This is a genomic window from Muriicola sp. E247 (assembly GCF_041358175.1).
In the GTDB taxonomy this organism is placed as follows: domain Bacteria; phylum Bacteroidota; class Bacteroidia; order Flavobacteriales; family Flavobacteriaceae; genus Muriicola.
This window is the reverse complement of record NZ_JBGKBE010000008.1, coordinates 72912-89242: the sequence shown is the minus strand read 5'-3', so window position 1 is coordinate 89242 and position 16331 is coordinate 72912. Positions and strand designations below refer to the sequence as shown.

Genomic DNA, 16331 nt, shown 5'->3' with positions numbered 1-16331 from the left:
AATGAAATTCCTGCATAATTCGGATAGGGTTGAGGCTTTTAGCGATGGCGTTTTTGCCTTTGCAGCTACACTTATGGTTGTGACCCTCGATATGGACGAGAGCCTCCAACTCATCGGAGCTAAGGCAACAAATTTTATCAGTTTCGGAGTGAGTTTCTTTGTTTTGGTAATCCTCTGGAAAGTCCATTATAATTTTTTCAGGAAAACCTCTTATATCGACAATTGGATCATAACTTTTAATTCGATCCTGCTTTTTGTGGTACTGTATTATGTGTTCCCATTAAAATCGCTGATCAATTCCTGGATGGGGGTGAAATCCATAACTGCTGATGAACTCAGCGCCCTTTTTGTTATGTATGGGTTTGGTTTTGCTCTGATCTTCCTTTGTTATACCCTTATGTATTATCGCGCTTACCAAAAAACCAGGACACTCGGCAAGTCTGTTGAACTCCTCTTTTCCGCCCAGCATTTTTCTTTATACGTTTTTACGGCAATTCTCTCCATTCTGCTCGGTATTTTAAAAGTAGGTATTACCTTTGGGACACCAGGTTTCTTTTATGCCCTCTTGGGGCCCTTGTGTTATTTCCACGCAGTCTGGTTTGATAAAAAATACAGAAAAAAACTATTATGAAACATTTGTTCTTTTCCCTTTTATGTTTGATGACCTTTGGCTCTTTTGCGCAATCATCCGGCGACATCTACAACATTATCGATGCGGTTTCTGCCGACAGAATTGAAGCTGATATTACTACTTTAGTCGGATTTGGCACCAGGCATACGCTAAGTGATACCACCTCAGCAACAAGAGGGATTGGGGCTGCCCGGCGATGGATAAAAAGTGAATTTGAAAAAATTTCCTCTCAGTGCGAAAATTGTCTTGATGTTTTTTATCAAAAGGAATTAGTAAAAAAAGGAGAGAACAAGCGTATTGTCAAGGACGTTATGGTGGTGAATGTTGTCGCTGTCCAAAAAGGAACCAAATACCCCAATAGATATATCATCATGAGTGGTGACATTGACTCCAGGGTGAGCGATCCCACCAACTTCACCGATGATTCCCCGGGGGCTAATGACAATGCCAGCGGAATGGCAGGCACCATAGAAGCTGCCAGGGTATTATCCAAATACAAATTTGAGAACAGCGTGATCTATGTTGGGCTCTCGGGAGAAGAACAGGGATTATTCGGGGGTAAATCTCTTGCTGCATATGCCAAAGAAAAGGGATGGAATATTATAGGTGTTCTCAACAATGATATGATCGGAAATATCAAAGGAGTTGACGGAGTGGTAAGCAACAGGGACTTTAGGATATTTTCTGAACCTGTTCCGCCTACAGAAACCGAAAGGCAGAGAAGATCCCGCAGGTTATACGGGGGAGAAGTTGATGGAATTTCCAGGCAATTGGCCCGTTATGTCCACAAGACTACTAAGACCTACATGCCGGAGATGAATCCTATGATGATCTATCGTCTCGATCGCTTTGGCAGAGGCGGCCATCACAGACCCTTTAACGATCAGGGTTTTGCGGGAATCCGAATTATGGAAGCCCATGAAAACTACACCCAGCAGCATCAGGATATCCGCATAGAAGATGGCATCGCCTATGGGGATGTATTGGAGCATGTTAATTTCGACTATGCTGCTAAACTAACAGCGGTCAATGCCATTAATCTGGCCTCTATTGCCTGGGCACCACCCTCCCCTGCAGAAGTTCAGATCGGCGGTATTGTAAAGCCTTCAGCTATCCTAAAATGGAGCAGGTCTGATGGTGCAAAGGGTTATAAAATCTATTGGAGGGATACCACCTCCCCTACCTGGGATCATAGTCGGCATGTAGGTGACGTTACAGAATATACCCTTGAAGGTATCGTGATCGATAATTATTTCTTTGGTGTATCGGCAGTTAGTGAGGACGGATTTGAGAGTCCTGTTGTTTTTCCCAATGCCATTTTCAGGAATTAACAGAAATGAAAATTTTCAATCAGACCTATTATCTGGCTGGCCTTGCAGCCCTGGCATTTCTGCTTTTTAACTGTCGTCAGATAGTTGAAGACAAGAAGTCTTTGTCACCTCCAAAGGAATTAAAGGATCTGAACACGGTATTTGACGACTATGAACGCCTGGAGAAAAGTGGAAAGCACGCTGAATTGGCAGCCAGGCTCATCGAAGTGAACGCAGACCTTCAATCTTCTCAAATATATGTTGAAGCAGCCACTTTATATCATTTGGCGAATAAAAATGATTCAGCTATAATCTTGCTCCATAAGGCGATAGATCACGGGATGGCGAATCCAACCATCCTGAGAAAATTCCCGGGCCTGGAGAACCTTAAAAACACCCAGATACAACCATTAAACCTCCGACTCGATTCCTTGAAGCAAGTCCTGCATAAAATCTCAAATTTTGCCCTGGAAACACGAGCCATGGACCAGTTTTGGCCCTATTTTAAAAAGGCAAAGGCAAATCCAGACAGCGCGCGTGTAATTCTTAAGGATTATATTCTTGAAGGCCCTCCCGAAATCCGGGATTATTATGCAATTCGCTACTATAACCTCGACAATATGTACGGGCAAATGATCAATGGTGCGCCTGAATATTACACCTATTTAATGTCTCATATGAGCAATGATAGTCTGGAAGGCCTGAAAAATAAAGCCGCCAGTGCCATGAAAACTTTTAAAACACTGTATCCCGATGCAGTATTTCCCAAAGTCTATATTGTCCCCGGCCTGTTGAATTCAGGGGGAACTGCAACGGAAATGGGACTTTTTATAGGAGGGGATATGTACGGAAGATCCCCAGCCATGCCGCTGCAGGAACTCAACGACTGGCAAAAAGGAGCCATTATGAATATGGAAGACCTGCCTCAGCTAATCCTGCACGAATTGATGCATTTTCAGCAGAATTATACAGACCGGGAGCACGAAGACACCGTCTTGTATAAGGTTATCGAGGAAGGGGTGTGCGATTTTCTTAGCGAACTATCCTCAGGTGTACCCATAGAATCAGCCCAACTTGAATATTTGAATGATGACTCCAATTTAGATAGCATCCTGAAGGAATTTAAACGCGACCTTTATACTGAGGATCTTTCACTCTGGATGTACAATGGAGGATCAATAGAAGACAGACCCGCCGACCTCGGCTATGCCATGGGATATCTTATCACCAAATCGTATTACCGCAATTGCAACGACAAAAAACAATGCCTGGCAGACCTTTTGAATACAAACGATATGACTGCTATCTTAAAAGGTAGTGAATACGGCTATATCCTGGAAAAACAACCTGATTTATAAAACTTGACTTATGAAAAGTATTGTCTCTTTAATATTATGCCTGCTTTTTCTCTCTGCATCGTACGCTCAACAACAGGCGTTTACCCTTCAGGACAGCTTAAGGGGCAGTATAACTCCTGAAAGGGAATGGTGGGACTTGCTTTTTTACGATCTGGATGTAAGCGTGAATCCCAAAGAAAAATATATTGAGGGTACCAATCTGATCAGGTATAAGGTGTTAGATGAAAATCAACTCATGCAGATCGACCTGCAGGAGCCTCTCAGGATTACCAGTGTTAAGCAAAAGGGGAAGCCCCTCTCATTTACCTCTAAGGGCTTTGCCCATTTTATTGAGCTGAAAGAGAAACAGCACATTGGAGAAATTGGAGAAATTGAAATATCATATGCCGGTACTCCCAAAGAGGCTGTCAATGCCCCCTGGGATGGAGGGTTTTCGTGGAAGAAAGACAAAAACGGAAAACATTTTATCGCCACTTCATGCCAGGGACTCGGAGCAAGTGTCTGGTGGCCCAATAAAGACCATATGTACGATGAAGTTGACAGTATGGCTATTCGTGTTACGGTGCCAAAAGATCTTGTGGCCGTGGCAAACGGAAGGTTAATAAATAAAGAAGAAACCTCAACTACGACAACTTTCGACTGGTATGTTACCAATCCGATAAACAATTATGGTGTAAATATCAATATTGGAGATTATGTTCTTTTTGAGGATACCTATCAGGGTGAAAAAGGAGAACTTGATCTAACTTACTATGTTCTTCGCGATAACGTGGAAAAGGCTAAAAAGCAATTTGAACAGGTTCCGCCTATGCTGAATGCCTTTGAACACTGGTTTGGTCCTTATCCCTTTTACGAAGACAGCTTTAAACTGGTGGAAGTCCCCTACCTGGGGATGGAACATCAAAGTTCCATTACCTATGGCAATGGATATCAAAACGGGTATCTGGGTGTTGATCTCTCCGGCACTGGATGGGGCCTGAAATTCGATTTTATTATTATCCATGAATCCGGGCACGAGTGGTTTGCCAATAATATCACCTATAAAGACATCGCTGATATGTGGATTCACGAAGGATTTACCGCTTATTCCGAAAATCTTTATCTGGATTATAATTATGGGACAAAAGCCTCAGAAGAATACGTGCTTGGAACCAGGCGCAGAATACAGAACGACCGACCTATCATAGGACCCTATGGGGTAAATAAAGCAGGATCTTCTGACATGTATTACAAAGGAGCCAACATACTCCATACACTCAGACAATTATTGGAGGATGATGAAAAGTGGAGACAGATCCTAAGGGGCCTTAACAGCAGGTTTTACCATCAAACAGTAACTACCGGCGAGATTGAGAATTACCTGAGTGAGAAAACAGGAATTGACCTGACAGCGTTTTTTGAACAATACCTCAGGACTACTCAAATACCTGTTTTAGAATACCGGATTTCTGATGACTCTATCACTTACAGGTATACCAATATTGTTTCTGATTTCGACATGCCCGTTCGAATTTATATAGGGGAACAGGAACATTGGCTTTTTCCCAAAGACAATTGGAAAACAGAAAAACTTGAAAACGCTGATCAATTGGTTTTCGACCAGAATATCTATGTGCTACCCATGGCAATAGTTGAATAAGCTCACTTATTCGTGAAAATTTGAATCGGTAAACTCAATTCTTTTTACCTTATCTTTAGTTTTCATTGTTGAGTAATGAGCCTTCAATTTCAAAATCCTGAGCATGAAACTTAGCTTCCTTCTATTACTGACTACCATGGCCCTGGGCTGCAAACAAGTAGAGGAGCCACAGCCTAAAGAAAGTTTTTTAATTGCAGATGTCACCATTGTGGATGTGGTAAACGGAACGCTCAGGGAAAATCAGTATGTAAAAATTGATTCCGGAATAATCAGTAGCATTTCATCAGAGATCCCCGAAGGCATCGTTTTTAAAACAACTATCGATGGAAAAGGAATGTACCTACTACCTGGACTGGCGGAAATGCACGCCCATATCCCTTCCCCTCCTGTATCAAAGGAATCCCTGGAAGAGACCCTCTTCCTGTACCTCTCCAATGGAATTACTACCATTCGCGGCATGCTTGGCCATCCCTCACACCTCGAATTGAAAAAACTCGTTTCCCGCTCTGAAGTCCTGAGTCCGAGGATTTATACCTCCAGTCCATCCCTGAATGGAAGCACGGTGAGGACCCCGGAGGAAGCCATATCCAAAGTGAGGCAGTACCAAAAAGATGGGTACGACTTCCTTAAAATACACCCAGGAATACAAAGACCGGTTTTCGATGCCCTGGTTGAAACCGCCAGGGAAGTGGAAATCCCTTTTGCCGGACATGTCCCGGTAGACGTGGGAATTCATCATGCCCTGGAAAGTGGATATGCCACTATTGACCATGTCGATGGATTTCTGGAAGGTTTGGTACCTGAAAACAAGAAAGTGGATCCCAGAAACAATGGGTTTTTTGGTTATAATTTTACACCTCTGGCAGACACCAGTTTGATTCCTGCCCTTGTAGAACAGGCCAGAAAAAACAAGGTTTGGATAGTTCCCACCCAAAGCCTGTTTGAGCGCTGGTTTGCCCCTGTTTCCGCAGACAGACTGCTCAATGAACCAGAAATGGCCTACATGCCGGTTACCACACTCTCAAACTGGAAGATCAGGAAAGAACAGTCCACAGGACAAGGAACAGGTTTTAACGAAGCACAGTGGGACCAATTTCACAGGATCAGGCAACAATTAATCAGGGCTTTAAACGAAGGAGGCTATGGGATGCTCCTGGGATCGGATGCTCCTCAACTCTTTAATGTCCCTGGCTTTTCCATCCACCATGAAATCGATGGAATGGAAGCGGCAGGGATGAATAATCTCGACATTTTACAAAGCGGCACCATAAACCCGGCTATCTTTTTTGGGGAGGAAGATTCCTTTGGCCAGATCAAGGAAGGTTTGGCGGCAGACCTGTTGCTGCTCGGGGAAAATCCACTTGAGGATCTGGATGCTTTAAAACAGCTGAAAGGTGTTATGGTGAGGGGCCAGTGGTTAGATAAAAAAACCATCGATAAAAAGCTCAAGGTTCTGGCCTCTCATGTTAAAGACCAATAAACATAGAATTACAACTATCTCAAGTAATCATCCAGCTGTGAATTCACGTCTTCATTTCTTTTGTATTCTCCTGCTCATATTAATTTATAACCAGGGATTAGCTCAACTTCTGTTAAAACCAGAACGCGTCTTTGACGGAGATTCACTTCACCGGGGATGGGTTGTTTTGATTGAAGGGGAGCAGATCGTTTATGCCGGCCCTGATTCGAATGTGGAAATCCCGGAAGGGACTGAGGTTATAAACTTAGCCGGGAAAACATTGTTACCCGGAATTATCGAAGGTCATTCCCACCTGCTTCTGCACCCTTATAACGAAACCTCCTGGAATGATCAGGTATTAAAGGAATCCTCAGAAGAACGGGCTATTAGAGGGGCCATACACGCCGAAAAATCCCTTTTGGCAGGAATTACCAGCATGCGTGATCTGGGATCCGAAGGAGCTGGCTACGCCGATGTTGCTTTAAAAGAGTTGATATCATCCGGACTCATTCCGGGACCCCGCTTACTGGTGGCCGGCCCGGCCATTGTGGCTACAGGAGCTTATGGTCCGAAAGGATTTCATGACAAGGTGGAAGTTCCCTTGGGTGCGGAAGAAGCAAGCGGAATGGACGAAGTAATCAAGGTGGTACGCAGACAATTGGGCAAGGGGGCAGATTTTGTCAAGGTATATGCCGACTATCGCTGGACACCGGGAGCAGCTTCCCAACCTACTTTTCTTCCCTCAGAGTTGAAAAACATGGTGGATGCTGCCACCAGTACCGGGAGCTATGTGGTTGCCCATGCCAGTACACCTGAAGGCATGCGCAGGGCGGTCCTGGCCGGGGTTGAAACCATAGAACATGGGGACGGAGGAACCCGGGAGGTATTCCAATTGATGAAATCCAAAAATGTAGCCCTATGCCCTACCCTGGCAGCAGGCCATGCCATAGAGCGCTATCGGGGATGGGATCCGGGTAGCGAGCCTGATACCGACCGTATCCGCAGTAAAAAAGCTTCTTTTAAATTGGCTCTGGAAACCGGTGTGACAATCGTCTTTGGGGGTGATGTGGGTGTCTATCCGCACGGAGAAAACTACAGGGAAATGGGACTGATGGTCGATTACGGAATGACTCCAAATGCAGTACTCAGTGCTGCCACCAGTGTAAATGCCAGGGTCTTTCACCTCAACCACCTGGGCCGAATTAAAAAAGGGTTTCTGGCAGATCTGATCGCTGTAGAAGGTGATCCCACAAAGGACATCAGCGTCATGAGAAACGTTGCTTTCGTTATGCAGAACGGTGTAGTGTACAAAAACCAATAGCTATACTTTCTTCCTGAATAAGACCCAAAGAACATAGGTTTGAGGAGATCGCATTAACAACTCTTTAAGAAATACTCATACCCTTTTTGGTATATTTAGCTGACCTTAACGAAACTAACACCTAATGAAAAAAACACTACTCTCCCTGATGCTTTTCGCATCTTTTTCCCTGCTCTCTCAAGAATTTAAAATGGACCTGATACAGGACCTTAAACCGCGAAACATTGGTCCCGGAGGGATGAGCGGAAGGGTAACCGCTATTGATGTGGTGCAAAGTGATCCCGATGTGATGTTTGTGGGAACAGCTTCAGGAGGACTTTGGAAATCTAATTCGGGAGGAATAAAATGGAATCCTGTCTTCGACAAGGAAGTAACGGCATCGATAGGAGCCGTTGCCATACAACAAAGCAATCCATCCGTTATCTGGGTAGGTACAGGCGAAGGAAACCCGAGAAACAGCCTAAATGGCGGATACGGGGTATATAAATCCCTGGATGGAGGGAAGAACTGGATGTCTGTCGGACTAGAAAAAACGAGGCATATCCATCGTATTATCATAGACCCCACTGATCCCAATACGGTGTATGTGGGTGCAATTGGTTCCCCCTGGGGAGAACATCCCGAACGCGGAGTATTTAAAACCACAGACGGAGGAACGACCTGGAGTAAAATCCTGTTTACAAACAATCGTACAGGAGTAGCCGATATGGTGATGGATCCCACTAATCCCAATAAACTCTTTGTTGCGATGTGGGAACACAAAAGAGACCCCTGGTTTTTTAAGTCGGGAGGCCCCGGCAGTGGTTTGTATATGACACATGATGGGGGTGCCAACTGGAAGCAGATTACGGAAGACGATGGTCTGCCCAAAGGAGAATTGGGGAGAATTGGGATAGCGGTAGCCAGGAGCAAGCCGAATATTGTTTACGCCCTGGTGGAAGCCAAGAAAAATGCCTTGTATAAATCAGAAGACGGCGGTTTTAAATGGAAAAAGATCAACGATAAAAGTGATATTGGAAACCGACCTTTTTACTACTCTGAGATCTATGTAGATCCGCAGAATGAGAACAGGGTATATTCGGTCTTTACCTATGTCAATGTTTCGGAAGACGGAGGAAAAAACTTTTCCGAATTAATGCCGGCATATGGAGTACCCAACGGGGTACACCCCGATCATCACGCCTGGTGGATCCATCCGGAGGATGGTAATTTTATGATTGACGGGAATGATGGAGGAATGAATATTACCAGAGACCGGGGCGAGAGCTGGCGATTTATTGGAAATCTCCCTGTAGGACAGTTCTATCACATCAGTACTGACAATGAATTTCCCTACAATGTCTATGGCGGAATGCAGGACAATGGCTCCTGGCGTGGCCCGGCCTATGTATGGAAGGCACAGGGGATCAGGAATAGCTACTGGCAGGAAATCGCCTTTGGAGACGGATTTGATGTAGTACCGGATAAAGATGATTCCCGCTTTGGCTACGCCATGAGTCAGCAAGGGAACGTGCGCCGATATGACCACATCACAGGTAACAATTATACGGTTCGACCCACGCCTCCTGACGCGGAAACAAAACTTCGTTTTAATTGGAATGCCGGGATTGGCCAGGATCCTTTTGATAACGGTACAGTCTATTTTGGCAGTCAGTTTGTTCATAAAAGTACAGACAAAGGTCTGACCTGGGAGGTGATCTCCCCCGACCTTACAACCAATGATCCTGAGAAGCTGAAGCAAAGTGAGAGCGGCGGACTTACCATGGATGCGACTGGTGCAGAAAACCATTGTACTATCCTGGTGATTGAACCTTCCGCTGTGGAAAAAGATATGTTATGGGTGGGTACTGACGATGGAAGGGTGCACATCACACAAAACGGAGGAGCCAACTGGACGGAAGTCACGCAGAATATCAAAGGCCTCCCCAAAGGAAGTTGGATCTCACAAATTAAAGCCTCCCCCAGCAGCCGTGGAGAAGCACTTCTTATAGCTAATGATTACCGAAGATTTAACTATACACCCTACGCTTACAGAACCAGAGATTATGGTAAATCATGGGAAAGGATCGTCGATGCCTCAGATGTGAAGAGTTACACCTTGTCTATCGTTGAGGATCCCGAAAACCAGAATTTGCTATTCCTCGGTACTGATGACGGTTTATATGTCTCCTTTGACGGAGCAGGAAAGTGGCAGAAATGGACTGAAGGGTTTCCCACTGTTTCTACCAAGGATCTAACCATCCATCCCCGAGAAAATGATTTGGTTATCGGCACATTCGGCCGCGCAGCCTGGGTATTGGACGACATCAGACCCTTAAGGGCAGTGGCAGCAGATCCCGGAGTCCTTAATAATCCTATTGCGGTATTCGATCCTCCTACAGCTTATCAGGCTGCCTATCAACAGCCCACGGGGAGTCGGTTTGGAGCAGATGCCCTGTTCAATGCAAGTAACCGGGAAGACGGGGCGATGATCACCTATTATCTGAAAGAAGGACATAAAAAGGAGGGGAAGAAAAGCGATTCCGAAGAGAAAAACGATGAATCCGGGGACGAAGATGGCAGTGATAAATCAGAAATAACCAAGGATTCGATCTTTGTAAAAATCTTCAAGGGCCAGGAACAGATTCGAACCCTTAAATACAAAACACCTGAAAAGGCCGGTTTCCATCGGATCTATTGGAATATGGATGAAAAAGGACCTGACCGACCTTCGAGAACGATTCGGAAAAGAAACAGGGAACCAGGCGGTGTAGACGTGAAGCCGGGAATGTATAGGGTAGTAGTTTCCTATGGGGAAGAAGAGGACGAGACCATGATCACGGTCGCTTCAGATCCAAGACTAAATGTGCCTCAGCCAGCGATAGGCGAGGTTTACACTGCGAGCAAAAAGCTTGAGAAGTTTACCCAAACCGCTGCAGATGCCGTAGAACAGCTGGCGCAGAGTAAAAAAATTGCCGATGGATATCAAAAAGATCTTAAAGAACTGGACAAGGAAAAATTCGAGGAGGCCATAAAGGCTTCGAAAGAAATCTCAAAAAAGATTGATAGCCTTATCGATATCTATGTAGGGAAGGTTGATAAACGCCAGGGTATTACCCGAAATCCAGAACTCACTGTGATGAGGAGAATCGGTACAGCGTACCAATACGTGCGTTCCAGAAAATCGGGAATTACACCAACTGAAAACCGACTTATGGAATTTGCTGAGGCAGATCTGAAAGAAGCCCTCGACAAAACAAACACCTTCTTTAAGGAGGAGTGGAAATCTTACAGGGAATCCATTGAACCGCTTAGTATTTCAATGTTTAAAGAAACAGCAGACATTAGCCTGGAGTAACCCGCTAGTGAATGGAAGTAAAATGATAACCGATAAATTTCAAAGACAAATGAAAAAGGTAGCACTACTGTTATTCCTGGCAATTTTATGGAATTGCAAGGAAAAAGAAGCCACAGACACCATCGCAGAAAATCTGAAAACCTACACTATAGAGCAGATGATGGACAATGAGAATGTAGGGGGAGGAAGTTTTTCTCCAGATCTTTCCAAATTGCTGGTCACCAGCAACAGGTCGGGTATTTATAACATGTACACGGTGCCAGTCAAAGGGGGAGCTTTCCAAGCGATTTCCGAATCGGACAGTTCTTCGGTCTTTGCGATCTCGTATTTTCCTGAAGATGAGCGGATGCTCTTTCGGATGGATAACAACGGTGACGAGATCTACCATATTTTCCTCAGGGATAATGATGGAACCCATAAAGATTTAACGCCCTATGAAGGAGCGAGATCACTCTTCTATCGCTGGGCAAAAGATGACAAAGGTTTTTACTTTGGTTCAAATCAGCGCGATAATCGGTATATCGATTTGTATAAAATGGATCTTGCGACCCTGACCCCTACCCTTGTGTATCAGAACGATGAGGGGTACAATCTGGAAGCGATCTCAAATAATGAAAAATTACTGGCCCTTAGCAAATCGATCAATACCAACGACAGCGATCTGTTTCTCTATAATCTGGATGAGGGCACCCTTACCCAGATAAATGAAAATCAAAGTGCCAACAGTGCTCAGGATTTTACTCCTGACAGCAACGGGTTCCTGTATACTACGGATGACGGGAGTGAATTTTCATATGTGATGCAATTCAATATTGCAGATGGTTCAAGGCAAAAAGTGATGCAGCGCGACTGGGATATTGTGGGGACGTATTTCACCGAAACCGGGAAGTACCGGGTAAGTTATATTAACGAAGATGCCAAGAACACCATTGAAGTAGTGGAGGTTGATACGGGCGAAATGATGAGCTTGCCTGCCATAGGGGACATGGATATTACCAGTGTGGCCTTTTCGGATGATGACAGTTTGATGAGATTTTACGCAGGTGGTTCGCATACTCCTTCCAACCTCTATGTTTACGATATTGCTAGTGGGGAGCAGACAAAACTGACCGATGTTTTAAATAAAGAAATCCAGGCTCAGGATCTGGTACAGGCAGAAGTTATCCGGTATCAATCATTTGACGGCCTTGAGATCCCTGCGATCTACTACAAACCTCATCAGGCATCTGAAAGTAACAAGGTGCCGGCTCTGGTATGGGTTCACGGAGGACCAGGTGGGCAAAGCAGGCAAAATTTTAGTTCCTTTATTCAATACCTGGTGAATCACGGATATGCAGTTTTAGCCGTAAATAACAGGGGAAGCAGTGGGTACGGAAAAACATTCTACCAGATGGATGATCTAAATCATGGCGACAAAGATCTCAAAGACTGCGTAGAAGGCAAAAACTGGCTTGCTTCTCAGCCGGAAATCGATTCGGAAAAAATAGGTATTATCGGCGGTTCTTACGGTGGCTATATGACCATGGCTGCACTCACCTACACCCCTGAAGAATTTGCAGTAGGAGTTAATCTTTTTGGAGTGACCAACTGGATCAGGACCCTTCGCAGCATTCCACCCTGGTGGGAATCCTTTAAAGATGCACTTTACAAGGAACTGGGAGATCCTAACAGTCAGGATTCACTGAGACTGCGCGCAATTTCTCCCTTGTTTCACACAGATAAAGTTACCAAACCTCTGATCGTACTTCAAGGCTCAAAAGATCCAAGAGTACTACAGGTAGAGTCGGATGAGATCGTCGCCGGAGTTCGGAAAAATGGTGTCCCCGTAGAATACGTCTTATTTGAGGATGAAGGCCATGGCTTTGTCAAAAAAGAGAATCAGATCACCGCTTATAGTAAAATACTCGAATTCCTGGATGTACATCTAAAAGAAGATAAAGGGGAACCTATACAGGACGGGAGCACAATGGAACTTCAAACAGAAACTGAATGAGAAAAATATTTCTAGCTTTAGCCCTGATGCACTTCGGAATGGTTCAGGCCCAGGATACCGGAGAAGACGACTGGGGAGCCTGGTATATGTATTTTGGCACCAACCAAATAGCTGAGAAATTCAGTATTCATTCTGAAGCGCAATTTCGCTATTATGAAACCGCGGGTAATTTCAACCAGCTATTACTTCGTACCGGATTGAATTATCATATAAACTCAAATGCCATAGCCACTTTTGGATATGCTTATATCAATACTGACAACACCTTTGAGGAGTTTGAAAATGAGGTAAATTTTAAGGAGAACAGGATATTCCAGCAATTCATCCTTAAAAATAAGGTTGGGGAGTTTAATTTTGAGCATCGCTACCGGCTTGAACAGCGTTTTATCGATTTCGGTTCCTTTACAGATACCCAGCACAGGGCAAGGTATCGGCTGCAAGTAACGCTGCCTCTAACTGACACCTTTTTCCTGAACGCCTACGACGAGGTATTTCTGAATTTACAGGACGATATCTTCGGCCAAAACCGATTGTACTTTGCCTTTGGGGTTCATATTACCGAGAATGCAAGCCTGCAGGTGGGCTATCTGAAGAACCATTTTAATCAGATCAATTTTGATCGGTTTCAGCTGGCTATTTTCTTTAATCCCGATTTGCGGAAAAGGTCGAAAGCAACCGATTAAAATATCAATCCTTGAAAAGTACAAAAGTTTACAATCAGGAGAGATGACCTCCTCAGATAGGGTAAAATCAAATTGACATCGCCCGGATTATTGTGTAACTTTAGGGATAATTTAAAAAAATATAAAAATGAAAATTACGAAAATATCAATCCTAAGTCTTCTTCTTGCACTAACTTTTAGTTGCAAAGAAGCTAAAAAGGAAGCCGGCGAGGCCGCAGAAGAAATGGAAGAGAAGATGGAAATGGTAAAGGAAGAGATAACGGTAGAAGCCGTTGCTTTTAAGATGGAACCTAAAAGCGATAGCAATGTGGCGGGGGAAGTCAAATTTACTGAGGAAGATGGAAAAGTAACCATGGAAGCCAGTTTTTCCGGACTTACCCCGGGCGAGCATGCTATTCACATTCATGAAAAAGCCGACTGCTCGGCGGACGACGGAACCTCAACTGGAGGCCACTGGAATCCAACGGCAGAACCTCACGGGAAATGGGGAGATGATACGGGCTATCACAGAGGGGACATTGGAAATTTTGTAGCTGATGCCGATGGAAATGCAACAGTGGAGTTTTCCACCGATCTCTGGTGCCTGAGTTGTGAGGATGAAACTAAGAATATAGTAGGTAAGGCCGTGATCGTGCATCAGGGGGTTGATGATTTTACCTCCCAGCCAAGTGGTGCTGCAGGAGCCCGGATCAGCTGCACGGGAATTATAAAATAAAAGTTATAAATAATTACAGACCAGGCTGCCTCATAGGTAGCCTTTTTTTGTGGCCTTTACCCATGGATTTATTCACATTAAACGATCCATAGTTACAAAATCCTCGCTATGACTTTGTCGGATTAGGGTATAAAAATGGAATTACGAATCCCAAAAAATCAGGATTACGTTACTTAGGTTGATGTAGAAATAGACTATTTGCGAAGCAGATTTTGCAAAGATCGGTTAGCCATCCAAATTTTAATAAACACAAGGAGCATAGCTACGGTCCAGCTGACAAAAAGGAAGTATTCCATAACGTAGGTGATTCGGGGTCGGTTAATACTCAATTTTAAGTTTACTATCGTTCTATTGTAATACTTGGGGCATTATAATATGAACTTAAACGATAAAAATAGGCATTTCGTCTATGTTTTCCTAAAGAAATGTAGGAAAATCGAGCAATAGCACAGCTCTTTTCGACGAAATGCCATAGATATCTTATTATTTTCTGATATTTCTTAAAGGGCATCGACCCGCATTCTGGTCAATGGTCCAAGTTCAAATGCAGCCTCTTCCAAAGAATTCCTTATTTGTTTTACTCTGGCCAGGTCACCTCTGTCTTTTAAGATCTCAGCGAGTTGCAGTAATACCAGCGGTTCCTCTGATTTACCAAGAACGTAATCCTCTACCAATTTATAAGCAGTGTCCTTTTCACCTGCCTTGAAGTAGCTATAGGCCAGTAAGGCGTATGCCGAGGGGGTAGGACGGTTCTTCACATCCCTTAATGCCAGGGCAACTGCCTTGTCATACTGCATGGTACTATTTAAATACAATTCAATTTTGTAAGCATTGTACATCTCACCGTATAATGGATTTTCGCTCATTTTAAAGAAAGCGTTCATGCTCTTTATATATTCTGCAGTATCTCCAGAATATTCAGCAATCTCAGCTTTTAGCAGATAAAGGTCGGGCGATTGGTAATGGTCGTCTATACTCTCGAGAATTCGCATGGCCTCCGTGATTTCTCCTTCATGAGAGTATGCGATCCAGGCAATCCCCTTTTTAGCATAGGCATTTTGAGGGTCTAACGAAAGGGCTTTCAGATAGTACTGATAAGAATATTCAATTCGTCCTGCATGACCATAATAATCGGCCAAATTGGTGTAAGACCAGAGCATAGTGGCTCGATTGGTAGCTTGTTCTGCTTTCTTTGCAGCCTTTTCCATAAGTCGGATAGTCGTGTCCAGATTCCCCTGGTGATCATTCCATTTTGCAAGTCGGATTAAAGAACCAAAGGCAGACATATTTCTGGTACTGTCCAGGTATTGTTCGGCCTTGTTAAACTCCCCAAGTTCCATATACAGATCAAAAAGTAAATATTGGGTTTCAAGTAAACCGCTGCCTAACTTCCTGGCTTCAAGAGCCAGAGGCAGGGCCTCTTTAAAGCGATGCTGGGAAATATAATTTCTGGCTAATGCCCTTAGATAACCCGATTTACCAATGGCAGCAATATCTACGGCCTTCTTAAGGGCTGTTTCTGCTTTTTTTAGATATGTGATCTCTCCTGTTGCCTGAAAGAATGAATTGTACTGTCCTGCTACAATGCCAAAACTGGTTAGTTGAAGGCTATCGGGTTTTATCTTGGAATTCCAGAGCCTGAAGTATTTTGATGATGTTTCTGATGGACCTGTTTGAAGGTACGCATTGTAGTCCTGCGGATCGGTTACCTTGCCATTCTCCCATAATTCACAGGAATTGAGGAGAAAAAGCAAAACACCGCATAGTATATATTGTTTCATGTTGTGATAATTTTAGTTGTTGAATAAACAAAGAAGAGGGAGGGTAAATCCTCCCTCTTCCGTACTGATTAGCAATTCTTTTCCCAATCCAGGGAGTATTCATG

At 44.1% G+C, this 16331-nt stretch carries 11 protein-coding genes; 10 read left to right on the top strand and 1 reads right to left on the bottom strand.

Features of this window, described 5'->3' with window-relative positions:
* Position 1: 1 nt before the first annotated feature.
* From ACA086_RS11790 to ACA086_RS11745, 10 genes are all read left to right on the top strand, one after another.
* Complete coding sequence (locus ACA086_RS11790; RefSeq protein WP_371003521.1) at positions 2 to 631, top strand: TMEM175 family protein; 630 nt, start codon at positions 2 to 4, stop codon at positions 629 to 631.
* A complete protein-coding gene (locus tag ACA086_RS11785) occupies positions 628 to 1962 on the top strand; it encodes a M28 family peptidase (RefSeq protein ID WP_371003520.1) in 1335 nt (444 codons plus the stop codon). The genes ACA086_RS11790 and ACA086_RS11785 overlap by 4 nt, the downstream gene beginning before the upstream one ends.
* A gap of 5 nt (positions 1963 to 1967) precedes the next feature.
* The gene (locus tag ACA086_RS11780; RefSeq protein WP_371003519.1) at positions 1968 to 3299 is read left to right on the top strand and encodes a DUF2268 domain-containing putative Zn-dependent protease; all 1332 of its coding nucleotides are present in this window, start codon (positions 1968 to 1970) and stop codon (positions 3297 to 3299) included.
* 10 nt (positions 3300 to 3309) lie between these two features.
* Positions 3310 to 4938, top strand: coding sequence for a M1 family metallopeptidase (locus ACA086_RS11775; RefSeq protein WP_371003518.1), 1629 nt, complete (start codon positions 3310 to 3312; stop codon positions 4936 to 4938).
* A 103-nt stretch (positions 4939 to 5041) separates the two neighbouring features.
* On the top strand, positions 5042 to 6418 hold the full coding sequence (locus ACA086_RS11770) for an amidohydrolase family protein (RefSeq protein ID WP_371003517.1): 1377 nt from the start codon (positions 5042 to 5044) through the stop codon (positions 6416 to 6418).
* Between the two features lie 37 nt (positions 6419 to 6455).
* The gene (locus ACA086_RS11765) at positions 6456 to 7718 is read left to right on the top strand and encodes an amidohydrolase family protein (RefSeq protein ID WP_371003516.1); all 1263 of its coding nucleotides are present in this window, start codon (positions 6456 to 6458) and stop codon (positions 7716 to 7718) included.
* A 124-nt stretch (positions 7719 to 7842) separates the two neighbouring features.
* A complete protein-coding gene (locus ACA086_RS11760; RefSeq protein WP_371003515.1) occupies positions 7843 to 11055 on the top strand; it encodes a WD40/YVTN/BNR-like repeat-containing protein in 3213 nt (1070 codons plus the stop codon).
* 49 nt (positions 11056 to 11104) lie between these two features.
* A complete protein-coding gene (locus ACA086_RS11755) occupies positions 11105 to 13048 on the top strand; it encodes an alpha/beta fold hydrolase (protein WP_371003514.1) in 1944 nt (647 codons plus the stop codon).
* The gene (locus tag ACA086_RS11750; protein ID WP_371003513.1) at positions 13045 to 13731 is read left to right on the top strand and encodes a DUF2490 domain-containing protein; all 687 of its coding nucleotides are present in this window, start codon (positions 13045 to 13047) and stop codon (positions 13729 to 13731) included. Before ACA086_RS11755 ends, ACA086_RS11750 begins: the two co-directional genes overlap by 4 nt.
* A gap of 127 nt (positions 13732 to 13858) precedes the next feature.
* Complete coding sequence (locus ACA086_RS11745; RefSeq protein WP_371003512.1) at positions 13859 to 14446, top strand: superoxide dismutase family protein; 588 nt, start codon at positions 13859 to 13861, stop codon at positions 14444 to 14446.
* A gap of 500 nt (positions 14447 to 14946) precedes the next feature.
* On the opposite strand, the gene ACA086_RS11740 is transcribed toward ACA086_RS11745, so the two are convergent.
* Positions 14947 to 16227: a tetratricopeptide repeat protein gene (locus ACA086_RS11740; protein WP_371003510.1), complete on the bottom strand. Its 1281-nt coding sequence runs from the start codon at positions 16225 to 16227 to the stop codon at positions 14947 to 14949.
* Positions 16228 to 16331 lie beyond the last annotated feature (104 nt).

Coding starts and splice junctions, on each gene's coding strand:
- ACA086_RS11785 (WP_371003520.1), top strand. CDS start 628: ATGAAACATTTGTTCTTTTCCCTTTTATGTTTGATGACCTTTGGCTCT.
- ACA086_RS11770 (WP_371003517.1), top strand. CDS start 5,042: ATGAAACTTAGCTTCCTTCTATTACTGACTACCATGGCCCTGGGCTGC.
- ACA086_RS11755 (WP_371003514.1), top strand. CDS start 11,105: ATGAAAAAGGTAGCACTACTGTTATTCCTGGCAATTTTATGGAATTGC.
- ACA086_RS11775 (WP_371003518.1), top strand. CDS start 3,310: ATGAAAAGTATTGTCTCTTTAATATTATGCCTGCTTTTTCTCTCTGCA.
- ACA086_RS11780 (WP_371003519.1), top strand. CDS start 1,968: ATGAAAATTTTCAATCAGACCTATTATCTGGCTGGCCTTGCAGCCCTG.
- ACA086_RS11750 (WP_371003513.1), top strand. CDS start 13,045: ATGAGAAAAATATTTCTAGCTTTAGCCCTGATGCACTTCGGAATGGTT.
- ACA086_RS11760 (WP_371003515.1), top strand. CDS start 7,843: ATGAAAAAAACACTACTCTCCCTGATGCTTTTCGCATCTTTTTCCCTG.
- ACA086_RS11745 (WP_371003512.1), top strand. CDS start 13,859: ATGAAAATTACGAAAATATCAATCCTAAGTCTTCTTCTTGCACTAACT.
- ACA086_RS11790 (WP_371003521.1), top strand. CDS start 2: ATGAAATTCCTGCATAATTCGGATAGGGTTGAGGCTTTTAGCGATGGC.
- ACA086_RS11740 (WP_371003510.1), bottom strand. CDS start 16,227: ATGAAACAATATATACTATGCGGTGTTTTGCTTTTTCTCCTCAATTCC.